General features: G+C 71.9%; 24 protein-coding genes. 5 read left to right on the top strand and 19 right to left on the bottom strand.

The features are described 5' to 3' along the window. Nucleotides 1-5: 5 nt before the first annotated feature. From AC1DYN_RS13425 to AC1DYN_RS13395, 7 genes are read right to left on the bottom strand one after another with little or no spacing between them, the layout of a single operon-like run. Nucleotides 6-296: an MSMEG_0570 family nitrogen starvation response protein gene (locus tag AC1DYN_RS13425; protein WP_477960227.1), complete on the bottom strand. Its 291-nt coding sequence runs from the start codon at nt 294-296 to the stop codon at nt 6-8. Nucleotides 297-309: 13 nt separating this feature from the next. Further along, the gene (locus tag AC1DYN_RS13420) at nt 310-1,467 is read right to left on the bottom strand and encodes an MSMEG_0565 family glycosyltransferase (RefSeq protein ID WP_477960225.1); all 1,158 of its coding nucleotides are present in this window, start codon (nt 1,465-1,467) and stop codon (nt 310-312) included. Beyond that, nucleotides 1,449-2,471 (bottom strand): sll0787 family AIR synthase-like protein, encoded by a 1,023-nt coding sequence (locus tag AC1DYN_RS13415; protein ID WP_477960223.1) that lies wholly within the window; start codon nt 2,469-2,471, stop codon nt 1,449-1,451. Before AC1DYN_RS13415 ends, AC1DYN_RS13420 begins: the two co-directional genes overlap by 19 nt. Further along, nucleotides 2,468-3,064, bottom strand: coding sequence for an MSMEG_0567/Sll0786 family nitrogen starvation N-acetyltransferase (locus AC1DYN_RS13410; protein WP_477960221.1), 597 nt, complete (start codon nt 3,062-3,064; stop codon nt 2,468-2,470). The genes AC1DYN_RS13415 and AC1DYN_RS13410 overlap by 4 nt, the downstream gene beginning before the upstream one ends. Continuing rightward, a complete protein-coding gene (locus AC1DYN_RS13405) occupies nt 3,064-4,146 on the bottom strand; it encodes an MSMEG_0568 family radical SAM protein (RefSeq protein ID WP_477960257.1) in 1,083 nt (360 codons plus the stop codon). The genes AC1DYN_RS13410 and AC1DYN_RS13405 overlap by 1 nt, the downstream gene beginning before the upstream one ends. Before the next feature lie 31 nt (nt 4,147-4,177). Then, complete coding sequence (locus tag AC1DYN_RS13400) at nt 4,178-5,185, bottom strand: Nit6803 family nitrilase (protein ID WP_477960219.1); 1,008 nt, start codon at nt 5,183-5,185, stop codon at nt 4,178-4,180. An 8-nt stretch (nt 5,186-5,193) separates the two neighbouring features. After that, complete coding sequence (locus AC1DYN_RS13395; RefSeq protein WP_477960217.1) at nt 5,194-5,676, bottom strand: MSMEG_0572/Sll0783 family nitrogen starvation response protein; 483 nt, start codon at nt 5,674-5,676, stop codon at nt 5,194-5,196. Between the two features lie 301 nt (nt 5,677-5,977). Between AC1DYN_RS13395 and AC1DYN_RS13390 the strand changes: the two genes are divergently transcribed. The 4 genes from AC1DYN_RS13390 (at nt 5,978) to arcC (ending at nt 12,077) form a co-directional block, all read left to right on the top strand. Further along, on the top strand, nt 5,978-7,348 hold the full coding sequence (locus AC1DYN_RS13390; RefSeq protein ID WP_477960215.1) for an aminotransferase-like domain-containing protein: 1,371 nt from the start codon (nt 5,978-5,980) through the stop codon (nt 7,346-7,348). 41 nt (nt 7,349-7,389) lie between these two features. Beyond that, nucleotides 7,390-8,574 (top strand): low temperature requirement protein A, encoded by a 1,185-nt coding sequence (locus AC1DYN_RS13385; RefSeq protein ID WP_477960213.1) that lies wholly within the window; start codon nt 7,390-7,392, stop codon nt 8,572-8,574. 220 nt (nt 8,575-8,794) lie between these two features. Then, nucleotides 8,795-11,158, top strand: coding sequence for a phosphoketolase family protein (locus AC1DYN_RS13380; RefSeq protein ID WP_477960211.1), 2,364 nt, complete (start codon nt 8,795-8,797; stop codon nt 11,156-11,158). Nucleotides 11,159-11,162: 4 nt separating this feature from the next. Beyond that, nucleotides 11,163-12,077: a carbamate kinase gene (gene arcC / locus AC1DYN_RS13375; protein WP_477960255.1), complete on the top strand. Its 915-nt coding sequence runs from the start codon at nt 11,163-11,165 to the stop codon at nt 12,075-12,077. Here the strand turns inward: arcC and AC1DYN_RS13370 are convergent. The 10 genes from AC1DYN_RS13370 to deoC all read right to left on the bottom strand — a co-directional run bounded on the left by AC1DYN_RS13370 (nt 12,067) and on the right by deoC (nt 21,915). Next, on the bottom strand, nt 12,067-13,131 hold the full coding sequence (locus AC1DYN_RS13370) for an NAD(P)-dependent alcohol dehydrogenase (protein ID WP_477960209.1): 1,065 nt from the start codon (nt 13,129-13,131) through the stop codon (nt 12,067-12,069). The genes arcC and AC1DYN_RS13370 overlap by 11 nt on opposite strands. Next, entirely contained in the window at nt 13,128-13,589 is a 462-nt protein-coding gene (locus AC1DYN_RS13365; protein ID WP_477960207.1) for a hypothetical protein, read from the bottom strand. Before AC1DYN_RS13365 ends, AC1DYN_RS13370 begins: the two co-directional genes overlap by 4 nt. 13 nt (nt 13,590-13,602) lie before the next feature. Next, nucleotides 13,603-14,040 (bottom strand): hypothetical protein, encoded by a 438-nt coding sequence (locus AC1DYN_RS13360; protein ID WP_477960205.1) that lies wholly within the window; start codon nt 14,038-14,040, stop codon nt 13,603-13,605. A 90-nt stretch (nt 14,041-14,130) separates the two neighbouring features. Further along, nucleotides 14,131-15,105 carry an ABC transporter permease gene (locus AC1DYN_RS13355; RefSeq protein WP_477960203.1) on the bottom strand — a complete coding sequence of 325 codons (975 nt, stop codon included), beginning with the start codon at nt 15,103-15,105 and terminating at the stop codon, nt 14,131-14,133. After that, the gene (locus tag AC1DYN_RS13350; RefSeq protein ID WP_477960201.1) at nt 15,102-16,211 is read right to left on the bottom strand and encodes an ABC transporter permease; all 1,110 of its coding nucleotides are present in this window, start codon (nt 16,209-16,211) and stop codon (nt 15,102-15,104) included. Before AC1DYN_RS13350 ends, AC1DYN_RS13355 begins: the two co-directional genes overlap by 4 nt. Then, entirely contained in the window at nt 16,208-17,776 is a 1,569-nt protein-coding gene (locus AC1DYN_RS13345; RefSeq protein WP_477960200.1) for an ABC transporter ATP-binding protein, read from the bottom strand. The genes AC1DYN_RS13350 and AC1DYN_RS13345 overlap by 4 nt, the downstream gene beginning before the upstream one ends. 6 nt (nt 17,777-17,782) lie before the next feature. Then, nucleotides 17,783-18,766 (bottom strand): BMP family lipoprotein, encoded by a 984-nt coding sequence (locus tag AC1DYN_RS13340; protein WP_477960198.1) that lies wholly within the window; start codon nt 18,764-18,766, stop codon nt 17,783-17,785. 134 nt (nt 18,767-18,900) lie between these two features. Further along, the gene (locus tag AC1DYN_RS13335; RefSeq protein WP_477960196.1) at nt 18,901-19,290 is read right to left on the bottom strand and encodes a cytidine deaminase; all 390 of its coding nucleotides are present in this window, start codon (nt 19,288-19,290) and stop codon (nt 18,901-18,903) included. Then, a complete protein-coding gene (gene deoA / locus AC1DYN_RS13330) occupies nt 19,287-20,612 on the bottom strand; it encodes a thymidine phosphorylase (RefSeq protein ID WP_477960194.1) in 1,326 nt (441 codons plus the stop codon). Before deoA ends, AC1DYN_RS13335 begins: the two co-directional genes overlap by 4 nt. A 520-nt stretch (nt 20,613-21,132) precedes the next feature. Further along, nucleotides 21,133-21,915 (bottom strand): deoxyribose-phosphate aldolase, encoded by a 783-nt coding sequence (deoC, locus tag AC1DYN_RS13325; RefSeq protein WP_477960193.1) that lies wholly within the window; start codon nt 21,913-21,915, stop codon nt 21,133-21,135. Between the two features lie 106 nt (nt 21,916-22,021). On the opposite strand from deoC, the gene AC1DYN_RS13320 reads away from it, so the two are divergent. After that, nucleotides 22,022-22,228: a hypothetical protein gene (locus tag AC1DYN_RS13320; RefSeq protein ID WP_477960192.1), complete on the top strand. Its 207-nt coding sequence runs from the start codon at nt 22,022-22,024 to the stop codon at nt 22,226-22,228. Here the strand turns inward: AC1DYN_RS13320 and AC1DYN_RS13315 are convergent. Both AC1DYN_RS13315 and AC1DYN_RS13310 read right to left on the bottom strand, forming a co-directional pair. Next, entirely contained in the window at nt 22,197-23,558 is a 1,362-nt protein-coding gene (locus AC1DYN_RS13315) for a sigma-54-dependent transcriptional regulator (protein ID WP_477960191.1), read from the bottom strand. The two genes, AC1DYN_RS13320 and AC1DYN_RS13315, sit on opposite strands and share 32 nt — an antisense overlap. Then, nucleotides 23,558-25,363: a sensor histidine kinase gene (locus tag AC1DYN_RS13310; protein WP_477960190.1), complete on the bottom strand. Its 1,806-nt coding sequence runs from the start codon at nt 25,361-25,363 to the stop codon at nt 23,558-23,560. The genes AC1DYN_RS13315 and AC1DYN_RS13310 overlap by 1 nt, the downstream gene beginning before the upstream one ends. Between the last annotated feature and the right edge of the window lie 42 nt (nt 25,364-25,405).

The following is a 25,405-nucleotide window of genomic DNA, read 5'->3' as shown; positions in this document are numbered from 1 at the left end:
GACGATCAGGCAAGGTCGAAGCCGAGCACCTGCACGCGCGCACCGGGCCGGCCGGCGAAGGCCGCGGCGTGCGCCTCGGTCTCGGCCAGCTGGTCGCCGGCGCGCGAACACGTGAAGCCGAACTTCGCCTGCACGCGCTGGTTGGCGATGGCGGTGGCCTCGCGCACGCGGTGCAGGAAGTCGTCGAGCGCGTAGTCCTCGCCGGGCACCAGGTGGTCCTGGATCACCAGCGACGGCGAATAGCAGCGGCTCTCGCTGGCATCGGGCCAGCGGATCCGGTAGTGCATGGCAGGCATGGGAATCTCCGGTTCAGGAAGCAGTCAGTGCACGTGCGTACCAGGCCTCGTGCAGCGCGGCGCTGCGCGCCCAGCTGTGGGCCCGGCAGACCGCCGGCGGCGTGCCCAGGCGCGGCAGCAGCGCGGCGGCCTGCAGGCCGGCTGCGATCGATGCCGTGTCCTCGGGGGTGCACCAAGCCACGGCCGGCGTGTCGTGCAGGTGTTCGGTGAAAGGTGGGCGGCGCGACACCAGCACCGGCGTGCCGCAGGCCAGCGCCTCCAGCGCCGCCAGGCCGAAGCCTTCGACCAGCGAGGGCATGGCCAGCACGGTGGCACGGCGCATCAGGGCCGGCAGCATCTCGTCCGGCAGTGGGCCGGTGCGCAGTACCGGGTGGCCCGCGCCCTCCGCCAGGCCCTGGTCGGCGAGGGCCCGACACCAGGCCCGGCGAGCGCCGCTGTGGTCCAGCATGCTGGCGCCGCCGGCCACCACCAGGCATGCATCGGCCCAGGCCGGATCGCCGTGGCGCAGCCTCGCAAAGGCCTGCAGCAGCCGCACGCTGTTCTTGCGCTCCTCGACGCCGCCGACCAGCAGGCAGACGCGCCCGGCGGCCGGCACGCCCAGGGCCTGCAACCGCGCGGGATCGCCCGCATCCGGCCCGGGGTGGTAGCGCCCCAAGTTGACGCCATTGAACATCCGCTCCGGGGCGCCGCCCAGGTCGTCGCGGACATGGTCGCACCAGCTGTCGCTGACGCAGGCCACGCCGTCGGCCGCGCGCCAGGCGCGCTCCTGCCAGCGGTTCAGCGTGTCCTGCCCGAACACGTCCAGGTGGTGCACGGTGCGCAGCCAGACCGGCAGCGGCAGCCCGCGCTCGCCGAGGATCGCCAGCGCATTGCCGCTCAGGCTGTCCTGCGCATGCAGCAGGTCGTAGCGGCCGGCCTGCAACAGCGGCGGCAACGCGTCGACCAGCGTCTCGATGCGCTGCCGCACCTGCGCGACCAGGTCACCGCCGAGCACCGGCAGGCGGATCAGCTCGACCGGGAAGTCCACGTCGCGGAACAGCCGCTCGCCCGGTTCGGCCGAGGCCAGCACCGTCACGCGGTGGCCGCGCTCGCGCAGCGCCTGCGCGAGCTCCAGCGTGTGCACGACGCCGCCACGCGGCCGCACCGAATGCGTCAGCAGGGCGAYGTGCATGCCGGTTCAGCCACCGCGGCGCCGATGAAGGGCGCTTCGGCCAGGTCCCACAACAGCGCTTCCTGGTCCTGCAGGCGCAGCACCAGCCGGCTTCCGGATTGCACGCTGCCGACGTCGGCACAGGCGATGCCCCGCGCACCGAACAGCGCCTGCACCGCACCGGCCTGCGCCTCGCGCACGCTCAGCACATAGCCGAAGCTGGGGAAAGCGCCGAGCCAGCGCACCCGCGCCGCATGGGCCTCGGCACGGCCGTCGGCCCAGCCGGGCGTGCCGGGCGGCAACGGCAGTTGCGCCAGGTCGACACGTGCGCCCATGCCCGAGCATTCCAGCAGCATCAGCAGCGTGCCCAGCACGCCGGCCATGCTGATGTCCTTGCCGGCATCACACAGGCCGGCCTCGGCCAGCTGCGGCAGCAAGGCCATGTCGCCGCGCAGGCGTTCGGCCGGCGCGTCGGTCGACGCATTCCAGAACGGATACGGGTCCTGCCAGCGGCCGCGCAGGTCCACCGCCACCAGCAGCCGATCGCCGGGGCGCGCTGCGAAGCTGCTGATCAGTCGCCGGGCCCGCCCGAGCACCGCGACCGCCAACTGGCCGCCGGTACTGCGCAGGTTGCTGTGGCCGCCGACCAGCGGCACGCCGTAGCGTTCGCACGCGGCCCGCATGCCGGCCAGCAGTTGCTGCGCCATCGCGTGCTCGCCGGACCACAGCGCATCCACCACCGCCAGCGGCCGACCGCCCATCGCGGCGATGTCGCTCAGGTTGACCATCACGCCGCTGTAGCCGGCAAACCAGGGCATGGCCTCGACGAAATCCTGCACCAGGCCTTCGATGGCCAGCAGCAGGTGGCCGTCCGCATCGGGCAGCACCGCGCAGTCGTCGCCGTTGGGCACGGCGGTCAGCCCGAAGGAGGACCCGATCCGCGGCAGCACCGCCGCGAGGTCGCGCTTGTGCCGGAAGCCGCGGCCGGCCCGCAACGCGTCGGCCAGGTCTTCGAGCGGGTTCATGACGACAGCTCCCGGGTCAGCACGAAGCCCGAGTACGGCGTGCTGCACGGCGGGTAGTGGTCCAGTCCGGCGCGCATCAGCGCATGCACGCGGCCATGCAGCACCCGCTCGTCGAGAACCTGCCACTGCAGGCGCTGGAACAGCGGCACGTTCTGCGCCTGCACGTGGGCCAGGAACTCGCTGCAGCCGAGCGCATGGGCACTGCACACCGCCAGCCGGATCAGGCTGCTGCCCAGGCGCCGGTGCTGCCGCCAATCGGCCTGCACCGCCAGCCGCGAGCCCCACCAGGTGCCCGGCGCGGCCTGGTGGATGCGCACCGTGCCGATCACCTCGTCGGCCTGCCCGGCCAAGCACGACAGCGCGACCAGCGAACGCGTGCTGGGCTCGCCGCGGTCGACCTCGTCCAGGTCGTCGTGGTCGAACAGCGCCTGCTCGCGGCAGAACACCTGGCGCCGCAAGGCCAAGGCCTGGCGGTCCATCCACGGATCGCTGGCCCATTGGATGCGGAACTCCTGCGGCTCGTACAGGCCGCTCAGCTCGCACCAGGGTTGCAGGGCGGGCGTGGCGACGGAGGCGGATGCCTGCAGGTCCATCACGCCGCCAGCGGCGCTTCGTAGCGCGACAACGTGGAACACGCGGCGCAGCGACCGCAGCCGGCCTTGATGTCGCCGGCCCGCAGCCCGGCTTCGGCCACCCGCTCGCCCAGCGGCTCCAGCACGCTGCGCATGAAGGCGGCGGACGGCGCGGGATGGTCCTCCAGCGGCGTGCCGCTGATCGGCACGAAGGGCACGACGAAGGGGTAGACACCCAGTGCCAGAAGCCGCTCGCCGGTGGCCAGCAAGGTCTCGGCGCTGTCGCCCAGCCCGGCCAGCAGGTAGGTGCTGACCTGGCCGCGGCCGAACACGTCCACCGCCGCGGCAAAGGCATCCCAGTAGCGCGCCATCGGCACCTCGGCCTTGCCGGGCAGGAGCTGGCGGCGCAGGTCTTCGCCCACCACCTCCAGGTGCATGCCCAGCGTGTCGATGCCGGCGTCCTTCATGCGCCGGAACCAGGCGTCGCTGTCGGGCGGCTCGCACTGGCCCTGCAGCGGCAGGTCGACCGCGGCGCGGATCGCCGCGGCGCTCTCGCACAGCACCGCGGCACCGCGGTCGGGCGTGGGCGGCGTGCCGGTGGTCATCACCATGTGCTTGACGCCATCGAGCTCGACCGCGGCCTTCGCCACCTCGGCCAGCTGCGCCGGCGTCTTGCGCGCGATGGTGCGGCCCGCTGCCAGCGACTGGCCGATCGCGCAGAACCTGCAGGCCTTGCGCCGGCTCTCGTAGCGGATGCAAGTCTGCAGCACGGTGGTGGCGAGCACGTCGGCGCCGTGCAGCGTGGCGATCTGCGGGTACGGCACGCCGTCGGTCGTGCTGAGCCCGTAGAAGCGCGGTTGCTTCGGGAACGCGATGCGGGCGATCGGGATGCTGTCGCGGCGCAGCACGCTGTGGCCGTCGGGCCCCGGCGCGTCGGCCACGAAGGGCGAGGCGAACGCCGTGGCGGTGTGCACCGGCACCATCAGCGTGACGCCGTCGACGGTGACGGCCTTGTGGTCCGACGGCCCCGCCCCGCCGCGCCGGCTGGCGGCGCCGGCACCCGGGTCCTGCAGGCGCAGGCCGCTTGACTGCAGCTCGGTCATCAGTGCGCGCGAGGCCGTGGGGTGGGCGGTGTCAATCATGGGCGGCTCCTTCGGGGGACGGCATCGAGACGGACACGAGCGGGTCGTGCGGTGCCGCAGCCAGCGGCACGGTGGTGCTGGCCGGCTCGCGCCGTATCGCCAGGCTCAGCAACTCGGGCCGTGCGTAGTGGCCGACCGAATCCATCATCCGTTTGCGCTTGGCGATCAGCGCGAAATCGAGGTCGGCGATCACCAGGCCCTCGCCTTCGGTCAGCGGCTCGGCCAGGTAGCGGCCCTCGGGCGACACGATGGCGGTGTGGCAGCCGCCGCGCAGCGCGCCCTGCAGCTTGTCGTCGGGCGTGATGGCGCGAACCTGCTCGTCGCGCAGCCAGCCGGTCGCATTGACGACGAAGCAGCCCGACTCGAGCGCGTGGTGGCGGATCGTCACGCCCATCTGGTCGGCAAACACCTGTCCGACCAGCGAGCCCGGGAACTGCGCGCAGTGGATCTCTTCGTGCTGGGCCATCAGCGCATAGCGGGCCAGCGGGTTGTAGTGCTCCCAGCAGGCCAGCGCACCGACCCGGCCGACGCGCGTGGCCACCGTCGCCAGCCCGGCGGCATCGCCCTGCCCCCAGACCATGCGCTCGTGGTAGGTGGGCGTGATCTTGCGGCGCTTCAGCAGCAGTCGGCCGTCGGCGTCGAAGACGAGCTGGGTGTTGTAGAGGCTGCCGTGGTCGCGCTCGTTGATGCCCAGCACGATCACCATGCCGGCCTCGCGCGCGGCGGCGGCCACCGCGTCGGCCAGCGGGCCGGGCACGCTGGGGGCGCGCTCCATCAGCAGCAGGTGCGCCGGGCCCTGCAGCACCGGCGGCTGCACGAACGAGAAGTAGGGGTAGTAGGGCACGAAGGTCTCGGGGAAGACGATCAGCTCCACGCCCCGGCGGGCGGCGTCGCGCACGGTCTCGAGCACGCGCGCCAGCGTGCCGTCGGCGCTGTCCAGGTCGGGGGCGATCTGGGCCGCGGCAGCGCGCACCGGCTTCTTCTTCGCGAGGTCAGCCATGGCCGTGCTCAGAGCGTCCAGGTGTCGAGGATGAAGGCGCCGGCCTTGCGGTGCAGCAGCACGATGTCCAGCACGTCCAGCGGGTTGATCGCGCGCACGCCTTCGATCAGCGCACCCTCGCCGTGGCCGTACAGCGCCTGCAGCGCGAAACGGCACGCATAGACCTTGCCGCCCTCGGCGATGAACTTGGTGATCTGCTCGTTGAAGTTCTGGTGGCCGGGGAAGGCGGCGTCGCCGAGTTTCGGGAAGCCGCGCTTGACGCCCAGCGTGACGCCGGGCCCGTACAGCAGGATGGCGGTCTCGAAGCCCTTGCGCTGCAGACGCGTGGCCTGCAGCAGGTTGACGAAGCCGATCGAGCCCTCGAAGGCGACGGTGTGGAAGGTGACGAGGGCCTTCTCGCCCGGCTCGGCCTTCACGTCCTCGAACACCTTCTCTTCGTAGTCGACCAGGAAATCGCCCTTCTGGGCAGCGGGATGGGTGACTTTCGGCATGGTGGGTCCTCGCAGCGACGATGGTGGGAAACGGATGCCGGCAACGGGTGCCGGACGCCTCCTCCATTGCGACCGGCGTGCCATGGCGCGCCGCGGGTGGCCGATCAAGATGCGATCAAAAGGGCGTCAGCGCCGGACGGTGGGCGGGAGCGCAACCCGCAGGCCGCTGCCGGGCCTGCACCAGATCGGTTGCGGGGATGCAATCAATGCACCCGATCAATGGCCGACGTGCACCGCGTCACGGCGGCATTGCCGAGGCGGCGCCGATGCAATCAGGCGCTGCGACAGGCACACTGGACGCATGCCGTTCACGCACTGGATCGCCCGCCTGAAGAGCAGCGGCCTGCCCGCCTACCAGCTGATCCCCGAGCTGATTGCCGAGGACCTGCAGCAGGGCCGGCTGGCGCCGCGCGAGCGCCTGCCGCCGCTGCGCGAGCTGGCGGGCACGCTGCAGCTGAACTACACGACGGTGGTGCGCGGCTTCGCGGCGGCGCGCGAGCGCGGGCTGATCGCGTCGCGCCCGGGCATGGGCTCGTATGCGCGCGGCTCCTTCATCGGCCTGCCGCTGCGTGCCGGCACCGGTGCCGAGATGACGATGAACATGCCGCCGGAGATCGAGGACCATCCGGCGATGCAGTCGCTGCAGCAGAGCGCGGCTGAAGCCATCACCTCGACCCCGCTGCACGACCTGATGCGCTACCAGGATTTCGGCGGCACGGCGCGCGACCGCGCGCTCGGTGCGCAATGGCTCGCACAGTGGCTGCCGGACGCGGCAGCGGAGCGGGTGCTGGTGGCGCCGGGCATCCACGGCGTGCTGCTGGCGCTGGTCTCGATGCTGGTGAAGCCGGGCCAGAGCCTGTGCGTGGAGAGCCTGGTCTATCCGGGCATGAAAGCCATCGCCGCGCAGTTGGGCACGCAGCTGCATCCGTTGGTGATGGACGCGCAGGGCCTGTTGCCCGAAGGCTTCGAGGCGGCCTGCAAGACCACGCCGGTGGGTGCGATCTACCTGTGCCCCAACCTGCACAACCCCACCACCGCGACGTTGCCGATGCGCCGGCGCGAGCAGATCGCCGACATCGCGCTGCGCTACAGCGTGCCGATCATCGAGGACGATGCCTACGGCATGCTGCCGGCGGCCACGCCGCCGACGCTGGCCGATCATGCGCCGGGCCTGGCCTACTACATCAGCGGCATGTCGAAGTGGCTGGGGGCCGGCGTGCGCACCGCCTACGTGCTGGCGCCGGGGCACGCCGCGTTGCAGCGGCTGGCCGGCGCGCTGCGGGCCACCACGGTGATGGCCTCACCCTTCATCAACGCGGTGGTGACGGGGTGGCTGGAACAGGGGCATGGTTCCGAGGTGCTGGCGGCGGTGCGGGCCGAATGCAGCTGGCGCAGCGCGCTGATGCGCGAGCGCCTGGGGCCGTGGGGCGTGCGCACGCAGCCGCAGGGGTTTCATGCGTGGTTGCCGCTGGCCGAGGTCGACGGGACGAGCCGGGCCAGCAGCATGGCGGCCGAGTTGCGGGAACTGGGCGTGGCGGCGGTGGCCGCCAGTGCGTTCTCGACCGACCGGCAGCCGCCTGAAGGCTTGCGGCTGTGCCTGGGGGGTGGGTTGACGCGGGACGATTGCGGGCGGGCGTTGCAGGCGGTGGTGGATGCGTTGGGGCCGGCGTAGTCTTCGCGCCGCAGCACGGCAAGCACACCTATCATGCCCGCGTGAACGCTCCAACCTCCACCGGCCTGCTGCGCCCACGCGACAAGCACGCGCACGCCCGCGTCACCAACATCGAGCTCTTCTTCGACCTGGTGTTCGTGTTCGCCATCACCCAGCTGTCGCACACGCTGCTCGCGCACCTGGGCATCCGCACCGCCATCGAGACGACCCTGCTGTTCCTGGCCGTCTGGTGGGTCTGGATCTACACCACCTGGTGCACCAACTGGCTCAACCCCGAGCACACCACGGTGCGCCTGCTGATGTTCGTGCTGATGCTGGCCGGGCTGCTGCTCGCCTGCTCGCTGCCGCATGCGTTCGACCACGAGGGGCCGCTCTTCGCCTGGTGCTACGTGCTGATGCAGATCGGCCGCACGCTCTTCATGGTGTGGGCCTTCGGACCGAACCGGCCGCAGCTGCGGCGCAACTTCCAGCGCGTCTGCGCGTGGTTGCTGCTGTCCGGAGCCTGCTGGCTTGCCGGCACGCTGTGGGAGGGCAACGTGCGCGTCGGCCTGTGGGCGCTGGCCATCGCCATCGAGTACGCCTCGGTGTCGCTCGGTTTCTGGGTGCCCGGCCTCGGCCGCACGCCCACGCGCGAGTGGGACATCGAAGGCACGCACCTGGCCGAACGCTGCTCGCTCTTCATCATGATCGCGCTCGGCGAATCGATCGTCGTGATCGGCGCCACCGCGGCGGCGCACCCGGCCACCTTGCCGGCCGTCAGCGCCTTCGCGGTGGCCTTCATCGACTGCGCGGCGATGTGGTGGATCTACTTCCACGTCGGCTACGAGAAAGGCGCACACGAGATCGCCGCCGCCGAAGACCCCGGCCGCATCGGCCGGCTGTACACCTACCTGCACATCCCCATCGTCGCCGGCATCGTGGTCGCCGCGGTCGCGGACGAACTGGTGCTGGTGCATCCCGACGGCCACGTCGATGCGCCCTTCATCGCGACGACGCTGGGCGGCGCAGGCTTGTTCCTGCTCGGCAACCTGGCGTTCAAGGCGATGCTGTGGGGCCGCTCGCCGCTGTCGCACCTGGTGGGGTTCGGCCTGCTGGCGCTGGCCGGTGGCCTGTCGGGCTTCATGTCGCCGCTCGGCCTGGCCACCACGGTGACGGCGGTGCTGGTGGTGGTGGCGGTGTGGGAGACGCTGTCATTGCGTGGTGGCACGGTGGAAAACTCCTCGTGACATACCCGCCCCCGTTCGGCCTCGACCTCGATGTGCTGCCCGCATCGGCCCCGGCCGACCGGCCCCTTTGTGCGCCAGCACACAGACGATGGCGCGCGCCCGGTCCAGGCTGGGCACTCCACTTCGAAGGAGACGTCATGACCCTCTCGTCGTTCATTCCACGCCCGCTCGCGGCGCTGGTCCTGGTGCTGATCACGCTGTGGACCGTGACCCTCGCCGGATGACGCAGCCCGAAGACTTCCGCCTGCTCGACGCCTGGTGGCGAGCCGCCAACTACCTGTCGGTCGGCCAGGTCTACCTGATGGACAACCCGCTGCTGCGCGAGCCGCTGCAGCTGTCGCACATCAAGCCGCGCCTGCTCGGCCACTGGGGCACGACGCCCGGCCTGAACTTCATCTACGCGCACATGAACCGCGCGATCAACGCCCGCGCGCTCGATGCCCTGTTCATCGCCGGCCCCGGCCACGGCGGCCCGGGCGTGGTGGCCAACACCTACCTCGAAGGCCGCTACACCGAGGTCTATCCGCACGTCACGCGCGACGCGGCCGGGCTGAAGCTGCTCTTCACCCAGTTCTCGTTCCCCGGCGGCATTCCCAGCCACGTCGCGCCCGAGACGCCGGGCTCGATCCACGAAGGCGGCGAACTCGGCTACGCACTGCTGCACGCCTATGGCGCGGTGTTCGACAACCCGGCCCTGCTCGCCTGCTGCGTGATCGGCGACGGCGAGGCCGAGACCGGCGCGCTGGCCGCCAGCTGGCACTCGAACAAGTTCCTGAACCCGGTGCGCGACGGCGCCGTGCTGCCGGTGCTGCACCTCAACGGCTACAAGATCGCCGGGCCGACGGTGCTCGCGCGCATCGGCGACGACGAACTCGCCCAGCTGCTGCGCGGCTACGGCCATGAGCCGCTGTTCGTCGTCGGCGACGAGCCGATGGCCATGCACCGGCTGATGGCCCAGGCGCTGGACACCGCGCTCGACCGCATCCGCGCGATCCAGGCCGAGGCGCGCGCCAACGGCTTCGGCACCCGCCCGCGCTGGCCGATGATCGTGCTGCGCTCGCCCAAGGGCTGGACCGGCCCGCAGCAGGTGGACGGCGTGCCGATCGAAGGCACGTTCCGCGCGCACCAGGTGCCGTTGGCCGACTTCGCCGCCAAGCCGGCGCACGTGGCGCTGCTGCAGGACTGGCTGCTCAGCTACCGGCCGCACGAGCTGTTCGACGACGGCGGTGCGCTGCGCGCCGAGATTGCCGCGCTCTCGCCCCTCGGGCCGCGGCGCATGAGCGCCAACCCGCATGCCAATGGCGGCCTGCTGCTGAAGGACCTGGCGCTGCCGGCCTTCCGCGACTACGCGGTCGCCGTGCCCGCCCCCGGCACCGTGCGGGCCGAGGCCACGCGGGTCAGCGGCGAGTACCTGCGCGACGTGATGCGCCTGAACGCCGCCGAGCGCAACTTCCGCGTGATGGGGCCGGACGAGACGCAGTCGAACCGGCTGGGCGCGCTGTTCGAGGTGACCAGCCGCATGAGCAGCGCGCAGATCGTCGACGGCGACGAGCACCTGGCCGCCGACGGGCGCGTGATGGAGGTGCTGAGCGAACACCTGTGCCAGGGCTGGCTCGAAGGCTACCTGCTGACCGGCCGGCACGGCTTCTTCTCGTGCTACGAAGCCTTCATCCACATCGTCGACTCGATGTTCAACCAGCACGCCAAGTGGTTGAAGGTGACGCGCGGYATCCCCTGGCGGCGCCCGATCGCGTCGCTGAACTACCTGCTGACCAGCCACGTCTGGCGCCAGGACCACAACGGCTTCAGCCACCAGGACCCCGGCTTCATCGACCACGTCGCCAACAAGAAGGCCGAGGTGGTGCGCGTCTACCTGCCGCCGGATGCCAACACGCTGCTGTCGGTGGTCGACCACTGCCTGCGCAGCCGCCACTACGTGAACGTGATCGTGGCCGGCAAGCAGCCCGAGCTGCAGTGGCTGGACGTGGACGCCGCGGCACGCCATTGCACGCAGGGCGCCGGGATCTGGACCTGGGCCGGCAACGACGCCGGTGTCACGCCCGACGTGGTGATGGCCTGCGCCGGCGACGTGCCGACACTGGAGACGATGGCCGCCGTCGACCTGCTGCGCCGTCAGTTGCCCGAGCTCAAGGTGCGCGTGGTCAACGTGGTCGACCTGATGGTGCTGCAGTCGCCGTCGGCGCATCCGCACGGCATGCCGGATGCCGAGTTCGACTCCCTCTTCACCGCCGATGCGCCGGTGATCTTCGCGTTCCACGGCTACCCGTGGCTGATCCACCGGCTGGTCTACAAGCGCCGCAACCATGGCAACTTCCATGTGCATGGCTACCAGGAGGAAGGCACGACGACGACGCCGTTCGACATGACGGTGCTGAACCGGCTCGACCGCTTCCACCTGGCGGCCGACGCGATCGACCGCGTGCCCCGGCTGCACGGGCGGGCCGGCCACGTGCAGCAACAGTTGCGCGACCGGTTGCTGGAGCATCGGGCCTACGTCAACACGCATGGCATCGACATGCCGGAGATCGCGCACTGGCGCTGGGGAGCGGCGGATGGCGCATGAGGGCCTGAAGATCGTCATCGCGCTCGGCGGCAACGCGCTGCTGCGGCGTGGCGAGCCCCTGACCGATGCGAACCAGCTGGCCAACATCCGCCGTGCGGCGGCGCAGATCGCGCGCATCGCGCCGGGCAACGAGCTGGTGCTGACGCACGGCAACGGCCCGCAGATCGGGCTGCTGGCCTTGCAGGCTGCCGCCTGGGCCGGCCACGAGCCGCATCCGCTGGACCTGCTGGGCGCGCAGACCGACGGCATGATCGGCTACCTGCTGGAGCAGGAGCTGGCCAACCTGCTGCCGTCGCGCGTGGTGGCCACCTTGCTGACGCGCATCCAGGTCAGCCTGGACGACCCGGCCTTCGCGCAGCCGACCAAGCCGATCGGCCCGGTGTACGGCTCAGACGAAGCGCAGCGCGTGGGCCGCGAGAAGGGCTGGACGATGGCAGCCGACGGCCCGGGCTTCCGGCGCGTGGTGGCCTCGCCGGCCCCGATGCGGGTGCTGGGCCTGAAGCCGATCGAGTGGCTGCTGGCACAGGGCGCCCTGGTGATCGCGGCCGGCGGCGGCGGCATCCCGGTGGGCGCCGGGCCCGATTGCTTCCGGCTGCAGGGTGTCGATGCGGTGATCGACAAGGACGCCTGCAGCAGCCTGCTGGCACGCGAACTCGGCGCCGACCTGCTGGTCATCGCCACCGACGTGGCGGCCGTCTACCTGGACTTCGGGCTGCCGACGCAGCGCGCGCTGGGCCGGGTGAGCCCGTCGCAGTTGCAGGCGTCGGGTTTTGCGGCGGGATCCATGGGCCCGAAGGTCGCCGCGGCGTGTGCGTTCGCGACGGCCACCGGGCACCGCGCCGTGATCGGCTCGCTGGACCACATCGAGGCCATGGTGCACGGCACGGCCGGCACGCAGGTCATGCCCGTCACGGCGTGATCGCCACCTTCAACACGCCGTCGCGCTGGTGGCCGAAGAGTTCGTACGCCGCCTCGATGTCGTCCAGCTTGAAGCGGTGCGTGACCATCGCGCCCAGGTCCAGGCGCTTGTTCTCGATCACCGACATCAGCCTGCGCATGCGTTCCTTGCCGCCCGGGCACAGGCTGGTGACGATGCGGTGGTCGCCCAGCCCGGCCGCGAAGGCACCCAGCGGAATCGTCAGGTCGGTCGAGTAGACGCCCAGGCTCGACAAGGTGCCGCCCGGGCGCAGCACGCGCAGGCAGGCCTCGAAGGTCTGTTGCGTGCCCAGCGCCTCGATCGCGACGTCCACGCCGCGCCCGCCGGTGAGCCGCAGGATGGCCTCGACCGGGTCCTCGCGGCTGCCGTCGATCGTGTGGTCGGCGCCCATCTGGTGCGACATGCGCAAGCGCTCGGGCAAGCGGTCGACGCCGATCACCAGGCTCGCGCCCGCCAGCTTGGCGCCCGCCGTCGCGCACAGCCCGATCGGCCCCTGAGCGAACACCGCCACCGTGTCGCCGATCCGCACGCCGCCGCTCTCGGCGCCGCTGAAGCCGGTCGACATGATGTCGGGGCACATCAGCACCTGCTCGTCGGTCAGCGTGTCCGGCACCGGCGCCAGGTTGGCCATCGCATCGGGCACGAGCACGTACTCGGCCTGGCAGCCGTCGATGGTATTGCCCAGCTTCCAGCCGCCCATCGCCTTCCAGCCATGCACGGTGCCGGCGCCGTCCTGCGAACAGGTGCCGCACAGGCAGGCGTTGCTCCAGCCGCTGGGCGTGATGGCCCCGGCGATCACGCGCTGGCCCTCGGTGTAGCCGCTGACCGCCGATCCCAGTTTCTCGATGATGCCCACGGGCTCGTGCCCGACCGTCAAACCCTGGGCGACCGGGTACTCGCCCTTCAGGATGTGCACGTCGGTGCCGCAGATCGTCGTCGTCGTGATGCGCATCAGCGCGTCCAGCGGTCCGACGTCGGGGATCGGCTTGTCCTCCAGCACGATGCGCCCCGGCGCCACGAAGACCGCCGCCTTCATCGGGGGTGCTCGCCGTCGTCGGTGCTGTGGCGCAGCGTCGCGAAGTGCACCGCGTCGCTCAGGTAGTGGTAGTCGAAGCCGGCGAAGGAATAGACGCCGTCCTTGAACCCGATGGCAAGTTCCGCCATCGTCTTGCGCTCGGCCTCGTTGGGCGGGTCCTCGGCGGGGCGCGAGCCCGGATCGCGCTGGCGCACCCGGTCGGCCTCGCGCRCCTTCACCAGGCGGGCATGGTTCACCGCGTCCGCGAGGTGCGTGTAGCGGATGCCGTTGCAGCTGTAGTGGCTGCCGTTGTAGCGGATGGCGAACTGCGCCATCAGCGCCGTGCGCTCCGCTCCGCATGCATCGGGTGGCCCGGGGTTGGGCTCGCGGCGATGGTCGAGGTGGCCGCCCTCGGCGGTGAAGGCGTCTTCCGCAGCGGCATAGCTGGCGAAGGCCTTGTCCGGTTGATTTTTCAGCATGGGATCGCCCTGTTCAACGTGCAGGCGTCTCGGCCGGCTTGGGGGCCTCGGCCGGCAGGATCTCGCGCGTGACGAGCTCGCGGTAGATGCCGCCGCCCGCCGCCGTGCCGGTGGTCGTGCCCTGCCCGCTCATGCGGGCCTCGCAATCGGCGCGGTCGGCATCCTGCAAGGCCTGGCAGCGCAGGCGCGCATTGCGCACGAAGGTGTCGTTGGCGTTCATCATCCGGCCGCGTTTCACCTCGGCCAGCGCGGCGGTGGCCTCCTGCATGCAGGTGGCGCGGTCCTGGTTCGAGCGGCCGCTGGCACAGATGGCACGGTCCTGCTCGAAGCGCTGCGTGGCCGCCTTGACGGCCGCGCTGTCGGCGGCCATCGCCGACGCGGCGCCCAGCGACAAGGCCAGCGCGAACGGCACCTGTGCCAACAGGGAATTCTTGCGGAAGAGGACGTTCATGCGGGACTCCTTCGCCGGGTGGCGTGTCCCGAGTCTGGGAGGTCCTTCTCGATCGGTCTGTGGGCTGCCGCACACTGGCGCGGCGAGGTTTCAGCGTTCCTTGACGTAGGCGCGGCCCAGCGCCTTCGGCGCCTCTGCGCGCCCGAAGAATCCTGCCAACAGCACCACCGTCAGCATGTAGGGCAGGGCCTGGATCAGCTCCACCGGCACGCTGCCCAGGCCCGGCAGCACCACCCCCTGCAGCCGGATCGCCACCGCGTCGAGGAAGCCGAACAGCAGGCAGGCCACCGCCGCGCGCAGCGGGTGCCACTTGCCGAACACCATCGCCGCCAGCGCCATGAAGCCGCGGCCGGCCGTCATGCCGGGCGTGAACGACGCGTTCTGCGCCAGCGTCAGGTAGCCGCCGGCCGCGCCGCACAGCACGCCGGCCAGCAGCACCGCGCCATAGCGCAGCGCGCCCACCGAGATGCCGGCGGCATCGACCATCGCCGGGTTCTCGCCGACCGCGCGCAGCCGCAGCCCGAAGCGCGTGCGGTACAGCAGCCACCACGAGGCCGGCACCAGCGCCACCGTCACCCACACCAGCACGTTGTGGCGCAGCAGGCCCTCGGCCAGCAGCGGGCCGATGACGGGCCAGCCCTGCACCGCGCCCGCGGCATCCGGGAACAGCGCCATGAAGCGGCTCGCGTCGCCGATGTTCGGCGTGCGCCCGCCCTGGTGGAACCACACCAGCCCGAGCACCACCGTCAGCCCGGCCGCGATCACGTTCAGCGCGACGCTGGAGACGATCTGGTCGCCGCGGTGCGTGATGCAGGCCCAGGCGTGCACCAGCGCCAGCAGCGCCGACACCGCGATGGCGCCGGCCATCGCCGGCCACGCCGGCCAGCCGATCGCGCCCAGGCAGGCCGCGGCAAAGGCGGCGGCAAGCATCTTGCCTTCGAGCCCGATGTCGATCACGCCGGCGCGCTCGCTGAAGACGCCGGCCAGCGCGCACAGCACCAGCGGCACCGCGATGCGCAAGGTCGCCCCCAGCACCGACGCGACGATCAGCCAGTCGTCCGTCATGCCGGCACCTTCGCCAGCCGCCCGTACACCCACGCCACCGGCGGCCGCAGCAGCAAGGCCAGCGCGCCGCAGAACAGCACCACGAAGCCCTGCACCGCCACCGACATGTCGCGCGTGAAGGCCGGCATCTCGAACACCAGTTCCGAGCCGCCCTGCGCCAGCGCGCCGAACAGCAGCGCCGACAGCACGATGCCCAGCGGGTGGTTGCGCCCCATCAACGCGACCGCGATGCCGGTGAAGCCCGCGCCGGCCACGAAATCGAGCAGCAGCTTGTGGTGCACGCCGGCGATCTCGTTGGCGCCGACCAGCGCCGCCAGTGCCCCCGAGATGCACATCGCGATCACCGTCAGCCGCCGCGGGTCGATGCCGGCATAGCGCGCCGCGCCGCTGGCCAGGCCCACCGCGCGCAGCGCATAGCCGAGCCGCGTGTGCCACAGCATGGCCCACACCAGCACGCAGGCCAGCAGCGCCAGCACGAAGGCCAGGTTCAGCGGCGTGTCGGGCCAGTCGATGCCGAACGCGCCGAACACCGCCTGCGCGCTCGGCAGCACCGCGCCGGGCGCGAACAGCCGCGACTCCACCGCCTGGTTGCCCGGCACCTTCACGACGTTGACGAGCAGCCACACCATCAGCGTCGACGCGAGGAAATTGAACATGATCGTCGTGATGACGATGTGGCTGCCGCGGCGTGCCTGCAGCCAAGCCGGCACGAACGCCCAGCCGGCGCCGGCCAGCAGCCCGCCCAGGATCGCCAGCGGCACCAGCAGCGGCGCCGGCAGCCAGGCATCGCCCGCCAGCAGCACCAGCCCGACGCCCAGCCCGCCGACCGTGCCCTGCCCCTCGGCGCCGATGTTGAAGTGCCCGCAGTGGAAGGCCACCGCCACCGCCAGCCCGGTGCAGATGAAGTTGGTGGTGTAGTACAGCGTGTAGCTCCACGCGAGCGCGCTGCCGAACGCGCCCTGCACCAGCAGCTGCACGGCGGTCAGCGGGTTCTGCCCGATCGCCCACACCACCAGGCCGGCAGCGAACAAGGCCATCGCGACATTCAGCACCGGCAGCAGCACGACGTCGATCCAGCGCGGCAAGACGGCAGGTACATGCTTCATGCAGCCGCCCTTGCATCGCCCTTCGCGTCGCCCATCAAGCAGCCCAGGCGCGTCTCGTCCGCCTCGCCCCGGTCCAGCGCCCCGGTGATGCGCCCGCCGCTCATCACGACGATGCGGTCCGACAGCGCCAGGATCTCGTCCAGCTCGGTGGAGACCAGCAGCACGGCGCAGCCGGCATCGCGCAGCTCGACGATGCGGCGGTGGATGAACTCGATCGCGCCGATGTCGACGCCGCGCGTCGGCTGGCCGATCAGCAGCACGCGCGGTGCGCGCCGGAACTCGCGCGCGAGGATCAGCTTCTGCTGGTTGCCGCCGGAGAACTTCGACGACGCGAGGCGCTCGTTGCGCGGGCGCACGTCGAACTCCTCCATCATCCGGCGGCACTGCAGGCGCGCCGTCGCGCCGGCGATGAACGGCCCGCGCTTCACCGTCGGATCGTCGACGTAGCCGAGCAGTGCCGACTCCCAGGCCTCGAAGCCGAGCACCAGGCCCAGGCGATGCCGGTCTTCCGGCACGTGGGCGACGCCGAGCGCGCGCAGCCGGTGCGGATCGCCCGGATGCGCCGCGTCGATCTCGACCCAGCCGCCCGCCACGCCGTCGGTGCCGCCGTCGATCCGCAGGCGGCCCTGCTGCAGCGGCTCGAGCGTGCTCAGCAGCGCCAGCAGCTCGCTCTGGCCATTGCCCGACACGCCGGCCACGCCGACGATCTCGCCGGCATGCAGCGACAGCGACACGTCCTGCAGCCGCAGCACGCCGCCCGCATCGCGCCAGCTCAAGGCCTCGGCCTGCAGGCGCAAGCCACCGCGCTCGTGCCTGCCATGCCGGCCCGAGCGCTGCACCTGGCGGCCGACCATCAGCTCGGCCAGCTCCGCCTCGCTGGTCTGCGCGGTCTCGCGGTCGGCCACCACGCTGCCGCCGCGCATCACCGTGACGCGGTCGGTCACGGCCAGGATCTCCTTCAGCTTGTGCGTGATCAGCAGCACCGTGACGCCGCGCGCCTTCAGCGTGGCCAGCACGCGGAACAGCGCCTCGGTCTCCTGCGGCGTCAGCACGCCGGTGGGTTCGTCGAGGATCAGGATGCGCGCGCCGCGGAACAAGGCCTTCAGGATCTCGACGCGCTGCAGCACGCCCACCGGCAGCTCGGACACGCGCGCGTCCGGGTCGACCGCGAGGCCGAACTCGGCGGCCAGCCGCTGCAGCTCGCGGCGCGCCGCGGCCAGGCTCTTGCCCAGCGCGAAGCCCTGCTCGGCGCCGAGCACGATGTTCTCGAGCACGGTGAACCGCTCGACCAGCATGAAGTGCTGGTGCACCATGCCGATGCCGTGCTGGATGGCGTCGTGCGTGCCGCGCAGCGCGACCACGCGGCCGTCGATCGCGATGTGCCCCTCGTCGGCCGGGTAGWAGCCGTACAGGATGCTCATCAGCGTCGACTTGCCGGCGCCGTTCTCGCCGACGATGCCGTGCACGCTGCCGCGCTGCACGGCAAGGTTCACGCCGCGGTTGGCGTGCACCGTGCCGAAGGTCTTGTGGATGCCGCGCAGCTCGACGGCCAGGTCAGGGCTCAAGGCAGCTCAGTATTTGCAACCGCCTTCGGGGGTGTAGTTCGCGACCGATTGCTTGCYCGACACGATGTCGGCCTCCACGGTGGCCAGCTTCTTCTTCGTGTCGTCGCTCACCAGCTTGGCGTTGTTCTGGTCCATCGCGAGGCCCACGCCCTGCTCCTTCAGGCCCAGCACCACCAGGCCCGGCTTCCACTGGCCGTTCTTCGCCGCGACGGCGAGGCCGTAGACCGCGTTGTCCACGCGCTTGAGCATCGACGACAGCATCGTGCCGGGCTGCAGGTGATTCTGGTTGCTGTCGACGCCGATGGCCAGCTTGCCCTGGTCCTTCGCGGCCTGGTAGACGCCGATGCCGGTGCCGCCGGCGGCGGCGAACACCACGTCGACGCCGCGCGAGAACTGCGCCTTCGCCAGCTCGCCGCCGCGCGTCGGGTCGCTCCAGGCCGACGGCGTCGTACCGGTCATGTTGCTGACCACCTCGACCTTCGGGTTCGCGACCTTCGCGCCCTGCTCGTAGCCGCACTGGAAGCGGCGGATCAGCGGCACGTCCATGCCGCCGACGAAGCCGACCTTGGCCGACTTGCTGGTGGTGGCCGCCAGCCAGCCGGCGAGGAAGGAGCCTTCCTGGTCCTTGAACAGCACCGAGGTCACGTTGGGCTGCTTGACCTCGGAATCGATGATCGCGAAGTGCGCCTTCGGGAACTCCTTGGCCACCTTGTCGAGCGCCGACGCATGGCCGAAGCCGACCGCGATGATCGGGTCGGCCCCCTTCTGCGCCATGCGCCGCAGCGCCTGTTCGCGCTGCGTGTCGTTGGAGATCTCGAAGTCGAGGTAGGCGCTGCCGGTTTCCTTCTTGAAGCGCTCGATGCCGTTGTAGGCGGCCTCGTTGAAGGACTTGTCGAACTTGCCACCGGCGTCGTAGACGACGGCCGGCTCGGCATGGGCCAGGCTGGCGGCAGCGGCGATGGCCACGGTGATGGCGATGCGGTGGGTCATGGGTCGTGTCCCTGGAAAGTGGTGCGGGCCATTCTCGCAAGAAGCGTGCTCGCAGACGCCGCGCCGCACCCCGGAGTAGCCCGGATGCCAATCCGGGTCGGCCGTGCCATTGCGATCCCGGATGGGCATCCGGGCTACAGGCGGAAGCCGTCGGGCAGCAGCTCGCCGGCGGTCGTGCGTCGCTGCACGCCCGCCAGGTTGGCCAGCAGCACCGCCAGCGCCGGGCCGCCGAGCTCGAACATCACCTGGCGGCAGGCGCCGCACGGCGAGATCGGCCCGTCGGTGTTGCCGATCACCGCCAGGCGCTCGAAACCGTCGACCGGCACGCCGGCCGCGATGGCGCTGAAGAAGGCGGTGCGCTCGGCGCAGTTGCACAGCCCGTAGGACGCGTTCTCGACATTGCAGCCGTGGAAGACGCGGCCGTCGCGGGCCCGCAGCGCGGCACCGACCTGGAAGCGGGAATACGGCGCATAGGCGTGCTCGCGCGCCGCGCGGGCCTGGGCGATCAGTTCGTCATCGGTCATGAGGGGTTCCGGGTGATGTGTTCGGCGATCAACGGTGCCGCGGCCGGTTCGCTGTCGGACAGCCGGCAGGCGCCACGCACCGCGGCGATGGCCTGGGCAGCCTGGTCTTCGGTGCGCGCATGCACGCGGGCCAGCGGCACGCCCCGCTCGACCCGCGTGCCGATCGGCAGCAGCGCCGACAGGCCGACCGACGGATCGATCGCGTCGCGGCTGTCGCGCCGCCCGCCGCCCAGCGCGACGACCGCCATGCCCAGCGCGCGCGCATCGACGTCACCGATCCAGCCGGCGCCTTCGCACGCCACGTCGCGCACGATCGTGGCCTGCGGCAGGCCGGGATGCTGCAGCACGTCGGCCGGCCCGCCCAGCCCGGCCACCATGCGCGCGAAGCGCTCGGCAGCGGCACCGCTGTCGAGCGAACGCAGCAGGCGCGCACGTGCATCGGCTTCGTCGCGCGCGAGGCCGGCCTGGCGCAGCGCGACGGCGCCCAGCGCCATCACGACGCCATGCAGGCGTGCGGGCCGCGCGACGCCGCGCAGGTAGTCCAGCGCCACCTGCACCTCCAGCGCATTGCCGGCCGCGGGCGCCAGCGCCTGGCCCATGTCGGTCAACAGCGCCTCGGTGGGCAGCCCGGCACCGCAGCCGGTCTCGACCAGGCTGTGCGCCAGCTCGCGCGCCTGCGGCATCTGCTGCATGAAGGCGCCGTTGCCGAACTTGACGTCCAGCACCAGCGTGCCCAGCCCGGCGGCCAGCTTCTTGGACAGGATGGACGCGGTGATCAGCGGCACCGATTCGACGGTGGCCGTCACGTCGCGCACCGCGTAGAAGCGCCGGTCGGCCGGGGCCAGCGCCGCGCCGGCGCCGACGATCGCGACGCCGGCCTCGCGCACGACCCGGCGCAGCTGCTCCGGCGTCGCCACCGCGCGGTAGCCGGGAAGCGCCTCCAGCTTGTCCAGCGTGCCGCCGGTGTGGCCCAGGCCGCGGCCCGAGAGCATCGGCACGAAGCCGCCGCAGGCCGCCAGCATCGGCCCGAGCATCAGCGACACCGTGTCGCCGATGCCGCCGGTGGAATGCTTGTCGAGCACCGGGCCGGGCAGCCCCGCATCGTCCCAGCGCAGCACGCTGCCGCTGTCGCGCATCGCCAGCGTCAGCGCGACGCATTCGGCGGCGTCCATGCCGCGCCAGCAGACGGCCATCGCGAACGCGGCGATCTGTGCCTCGCTGACCGTCTCTTGCGCGATGCCTTGCGCGAACTCGCGCAGCTCGGTGCCGCCGAGCGCGTGGCCGTCGCGCTTGCGGCGGATGATCTCCTGCGGCAACTGCATGGCTCTCAAGAAACGACGAACACCAGCGAACCGTTCGCCCTGGGCAGGGGCTGAGCTTGTCGACGCCCCGTGTCGAACGGTGCGAGCCGCAGCGCGCTGGAGCCGCCCGCGCACGGCCGCCAGGACTTCGACAAGCTCAGTCCGAACGGGTGCTCCGCGCGCAACAAACCGTTCGCCCTGGGCAGGGGCTGAGCTTGTCGAARCCCCGTGTCGAAGGGTGCGGGCYGCAGCGCGCCGGASCSGCCCGCGCACGRCCACCAGGACTTCGACAAGYTCAGTCCGAACGGGKGCYCTGCGCGCAACAARCCGTTCGCCCTGAGCAGGGGCTGAGCTTGTCGAAGCCCCGTGTCGAAGGGTGCGGGCTGCAGCGCGCCGGACCGGCCCGCGCACGRCCRCCAGGACTTCGACAAGCTCAGTCCGAACGGGTTTCTCAGTCCGAACGGGTTTCTCGGTCCGAACAGGTTTCTCGGTCCGAACAGGTTCTTTGCCATCGCCAGGTCCACCTTCGTGTCTGCTTTGCTCAATAGCCGCCTGCCGACCGGGCCGGCGCGCCGCCATCGATCGCCGCCAGCAGCACCGGCAGCAGGCTGGACGCGCCGAAGCGCAGCGTGCCCGGGCCGAGCCGCCCGATGCCGTACACCTGCGCCGCCAGCGCGATGTAGCGCTGCACGTCGGCGATGGTCGACACGCCACCGGCCACCTTCAACCCGGCGCGCGCGCCCTGTTCGCGAATCACCGCACCCATCAGCTCGACGGCCTGCGGCGTCGCGTTGACGGGCACCTTGCCGGTGGAGGTCTTCAGGAAATCGGCGCCCTCGCGCAGCGCGATCTCGGCAGCCTCGCGGATCAGGTCGGGGCGCTGCAGCTCGCCCGTCTCGAGGATGACTTTCAGCGGCAAGGGCCCGCTCGCGCGCCGGCAGGCGGCCACCAGCGCCGCGCCGGCCTGCGCATCGCCGGCCTGCAGGGCGCGCCACGGAAACACCGCGTCGATCTCGTCGGCGCCGGCGTCACGCGCCGCTTCGACCTGCGCCGCCACCTCGGCCGGTGACCCCTCGCCGCGCGGGAAGTTGACGACCGTGGCCACGCGCACCGCATCCAATCCACGCTCGAACAACGCGCGGCGCGCGGCCGGCACGAAGGCCGGGTACACGCACAGCGCGGCCGGCGCGCCATGCGGCGTCAACGCCTTCGCGGCCAGCGCCTCGATCGAGGCCGGCGAGTCGTCGTCCTTCAGCGAGGTCAGGTCCAGGCAGCGCAACGCCAGGCGCGCGGCATCGGCGGGGGGCAGCACGGGTTCGGGCATGCCGCATTGTGCTGCGAGCCGGCCGCGAACGGGACAGATGTCCGGGGCCGGCGCCGGCCCCGACGCACCTACAGTCGCGACCATCCCCGCCACCGAGTTCGCGCCCATGGAATCGACGCCCCTGCACCTTGACGACACGCTGGCGGCCCGCGTGGCCGCGGCGGCCCGGCTGGTCGGCATGACGCCGCACGAGTACCTGCGCGACGCGATCGCCCGCAGCGTCGAGGAGACCGAATGGGCCCTGCAGGACCTGGCCGACATCGCAGGAACCAGCGCCGGCCCTAACGCAAACCCAGGCGCCCCAGCTTCTTGATCAGCCCGACGCGCGAGATGCCCAGCCGCCGCGCGGCCTCGGACTGGTTGCCGCCGGCGGCCGTCATCGCATCGCGCACCAGGCGCAGTTCCAGTTCGGTCAGCGCCGCATCGAGCGGGCCGTCGCCGGTCGCCGGTGCCTCGGCGCGCGGCGCTTCCGCCGGATCGCCGCTCGCCAGCCGCAGCAGGTCGGCATCGACCTCGCGCTGCTCCGGCAGCAGCAGCGCCCCGGCCGATTCCACCACCGCCTTCAGCTCGCGCACGTTGCCCGGCCAGTCGCGCGCCGTCAGCCAGGCCAGCGCGCCGGCCGACAAGCCGGCACGCGGCGCCACGCGCTGCAGGAAGCGCGTGGCCAGCAGCGGCACGTCGGCCGGCCGCTCGGCCAGCGACGGCGTGCGCAGCACCACGCCCTTGAGCCGGTAGAACAGGTCTTCGCGGAACGCGCCCTCGCGCACCATCGCCTCCAGGTCGCGGTGCGTCGCCGCGACGACGCGCGTGTCGGCCCGCTTCTGCACCCGCCCGCCCACCGGCACGAAGCTGCCTTCCTGCAGGAAGCGCAGCAGCTTGACCTGCATCGGCGGCGGCATCTCGCCCACCTCGTCGAGGAACAGCGTGCCGCCGTGCGCCGCCTCGACCAGGCCCGGCTGGTCGCGGTAGGCGCCGGTGAAGCTGCCCTTCATGTGGCCGAACAGCTCGCTCTCCAGCAGCTCGGCCGACAGCGCGCCGCAATGGATCGCGACGAAGGGCCCGCCCTGGCGTGCGCTGCAGGCGTGCAGCGCGCGCGCCACCAGCTCCTTGCCGGTGCCGGTGGGCCCGAGCACCAGCACGCTGACGCTGGTCTGCGCGACGCGGCGCACCATCGCGCGCAGCTGCGCGGTGGCGGGCGCCTGGCCGACCAGGCCCAGGTCGTCGGCCGCCTGCGCGCTGCGCAGCGCCTGCAGCTCGGCATCGAGCCGCGCCTTGCGCAGCGCACGGGCGACGACGAAGCGCAGCATGTCGGGGTCGATCGGCTTGGTCAGGAAATCCCAGGCGCCGAGCGCGGCTGCGCGCAGCGCCAGGTCGTGCTCGCCGTGGCCGGTCAGCACCACCACCGGCACGCGGGCGAAGCGCGGGATCAGCTCGAGGCCGATCTCCGGGTCCATGTGGGGCGGCATCGCCAGGTCGAGCAGCACCAGCTCGGGCCGCTGGCGTTCGAAGGCGTCGAGCGCCTGCTCGCCATCGCCGGCCAGCGTCACCTGGTGCCCGAGGCCGGCCAGGAAGTTGCCGCCCAGGCGCTGGAACGCCGCTTCGTCGTCGACCAGCAGCACGCGGCCGGTGTCGGGGGTGTCCATCAGCTCGTCCTCGGCAGGTTCAGCGGGAAACTCAGGGTGAAGCAGGTGCGCCACGGCGCGCGTTCGGTCAGCGCCACCGCGCCGCCGTGCGCGCCCATCACGCGCGCGACGATCGCCAGGCCCAGGCCGGTGCCGCCGGGGCTGCGCGATGCGAAGGGCTCGAACAGCCGCTCGCGGATCTCGACCGGCACGCCGGGGCCGTTGTCGCAGACGTGCAGCAGCACGGCATCGGCGGTGGCCTCGGCATCGATGTGCACCCGGCCCTGACCGCCATCGGCCGCCGCGGTGCGCGCGTTCTCGACCAGGTTGGTCAGCGCCTGGTCGACGCGCCGCAGGTCGGCCTCGACCACCAGTTCAGCGTCCAGCCCCGGGCCCAGGCTGACGGCCGGCAGCCGCAGCGCGGCGCTGCGCACGTGGGCCGCAAGGTCGACGCGCGCGGTCGACAGCTTCCACGGCTTGGCGTAGTCCAGCAGGTCGCGCGTCAGGTGCGAGATGCGCGCGACCTGGTCGGCCACCTCGCGCCGCGTGTCGCTCGGTGCGCTCGCCACGGCCATCGAGATGATGTTCAACGGGTTGCGGATGTCGTGCGCGACGGTGGCCGCCAGCGAACCCAACTCGGYCAGCCGTGCCTGCAACTGGCGTTCGCGCTCGCGCGCGGCGATCTGCCGCGCCTGCTCGACGCGCGCCGCGGCTTCGGCGACGACGGTGCCGAACAGCTCGGCCACCTGGCGCGGCCCGGGCGGTGCGGCATCCCAGCCGTGCAGCGCGGTGGTCCAGCCGTCGGGGCCGGCGCGGCACACCAGGCGCGGCGCCTGGACAGCGGCGGGGCCGTCGTCGCCGACCTGCACCTCGACGCGCGTGCCGATGCGCTCGCTCAGCAGGGCTGCGGCGCGCTCGGCCAGCGCCTGCGGCGTCTCCGGCGCCTGCAGCGCATGGCGCCACGCGCCGAGGTCGGCCACCGTGACCTCGCCGCCGGGGTACACCAGCCGCTCGGCGAAGCGCCGCACCGGACCGTTCAGCGCCAGGCAGCTGGCTGCCACTGCCAAGCCGCCGATCCAGCGCGACTCGATCGGCAGCAGCGGCGTCAGCGCGACGATGGCCGCGCCCAGCGCCAGCAGCAGCGCCCACACCAGCGCGCGGCGCGCCCAGGCGTTGGCGACGAACACGCCATAGCGCAGGATGCCGTAGACCAGGATCAGCGGATAGAACGGCAGGCCGAGCAGCGGGAACGGGTAGACCGGCCAGTCGAGCACCGCGATGCCGTAGCCGGTGAGGCACAGCATGCCCCACAGGCACGATGCGGTGACGGCGGCGATCTGGCTGAAGGCCGGCCGCTGCGCACGCATCAGCGAGCGCAGCAGCACCGCGACGCCGCCGATGCCCAGGATGACCCAGGCCATGCTGGCGATCCAGCCCGTGGTGTCGGCCATCGCGATCCAGCCGACATCGCGGTGCCATTCGATGTGGCCGGGCACCAGGATCTCGGCCGCGAGGGTGGCGACTGCGCCCAGCGCGTAGGCGGCCACGATGCCGGCCCGGCCGATCTCGACGCGGCAGAACACCACGCAGAAGTGGAAGAAGAACGACGAGGTCAGCGGCGCGGTCGCCAGCAAGGCCATCATCGCGCGCTCGGTGCCGGGCCCGAACCAGTTCGGCAGCTCGTTGCCGGTGATCCAGACCGCGATGCCGAAGAGGAACGCGGCCAGCAGCCGGGCCCCGGCGACACGGTCGGCCCACCACAGCAGCACGCCGGCGAGGGCCAGTGTTTCGAACAGCGCGAAAGCCAGGACGGCGTGGATCAGCATCGGCAGGAAGACCTGTCAACCAGGTTGACGACCAGGGGTTCG

The organism is Rhizobacter sp. P2_D12, assembly GCF_056404395.1.
The sequence above is the reverse complement of the archived record's forward strand: the minus strand, read 5'-3'. Positions and strand labels throughout refer to the sequence as shown.

Excerpts from the sequence above, each read along its gene's own strand:
- AC1DYN_RS13355 (WP_477960203.1), bottom strand. The coding sequence starts at position 15,105 with ATGACGGACGACTGGCTGATCGTCGCGTCGGTGCTGGGGGCGACCTTG.
- AC1DYN_RS13335 (WP_477960196.1), bottom strand. The coding sequence starts at position 19,290 with ATGACCGATGACGAACTGATCGCCCAGGCCCGCGCGGCGCGCGAGCAC.
- AC1DYN_RS13400 (WP_477960219.1), bottom strand. The coding sequence starts at position 5,185 with ATGGCTGACCTCGCGAAGAAGAAGCCGGTGCGCGCTGCCGCGGCCCAG.
- AC1DYN_RS13360 (WP_477960205.1), bottom strand. The coding sequence starts at position 14,040 with ATGAACGTCCTCTTCCGCAAGAATTCCCTGTTGGCACAGGTGCCGTTC.
- AC1DYN_RS13395 (WP_477960217.1), bottom strand. The coding sequence starts at position 5,676 with ATGCCGAAAGTCACCCATCCCGCTGCCCAGAAGGGCGATTTCCTGGTC.
- AC1DYN_RS13370 (WP_477960209.1), bottom strand. The coding sequence starts at position 13,131 with ATGAAGGCGGCGGTCTTCGTGGCGCCGGGGCGCATCGTGCTGGAGGAC.
- AC1DYN_RS13315 (WP_477960191.1), bottom strand. The coding sequence starts at position 23,558 with ATGGACACCCCCGACACCGGCCGCGTGCTGCTGGTCGACGACGAAGCG.
- AC1DYN_RS13350 (WP_477960201.1), bottom strand. The coding sequence starts at position 16,211 with ATGAAGCATGTACCTGCCGTCTTGCCGCGCTGGATCGACGTCGTGCTG.
- AC1DYN_RS13410 (WP_477960221.1), bottom strand. The coding sequence starts at position 3,064 with ATGGACCTGCAGGCATCCGCCTCCGTCGCCACGCCCGCCCTGCAACCC.
- deoC (WP_477960193.1), bottom strand. The coding sequence starts at position 21,915 with ATGCCCGAACCCGTGCTGCCCCCCGCCGATGCCGCGCGCCTGGCGTTG.
- deoA (WP_477960194.1), bottom strand. The coding sequence starts at position 20,612 with ATGCAGTTGCCGCAGGAGATCATCCGCCGCAAGCGCGACGGCCACGCG.
- AC1DYN_RS13405 (WP_477960257.1), bottom strand. The coding sequence starts at position 4,146 with ATGACCGAGCTGCAGTCAAGCGGCCTGCGCCTGCAGGACCCGGGTGCC.
- AC1DYN_RS13320 (WP_477960192.1), top strand. The coding sequence starts at position 22,022 with ATGGAATCGACGCCCCTGCACCTTGACGACACGCTGGCGGCCCGCGTG.
- AC1DYN_RS13425 (WP_477960227.1), bottom strand. The coding sequence starts at position 296 with ATGCCTGCCATGCACTACCGGATCCGCTGGCCCGATGCCAGCGAGAGC.
- AC1DYN_RS13390 (WP_477960215.1), top strand. The coding sequence starts at position 5,978 with ATGCCGTTCACGCACTGGATCGCCCGCCTGAAGAGCAGCGGCCTGCCC.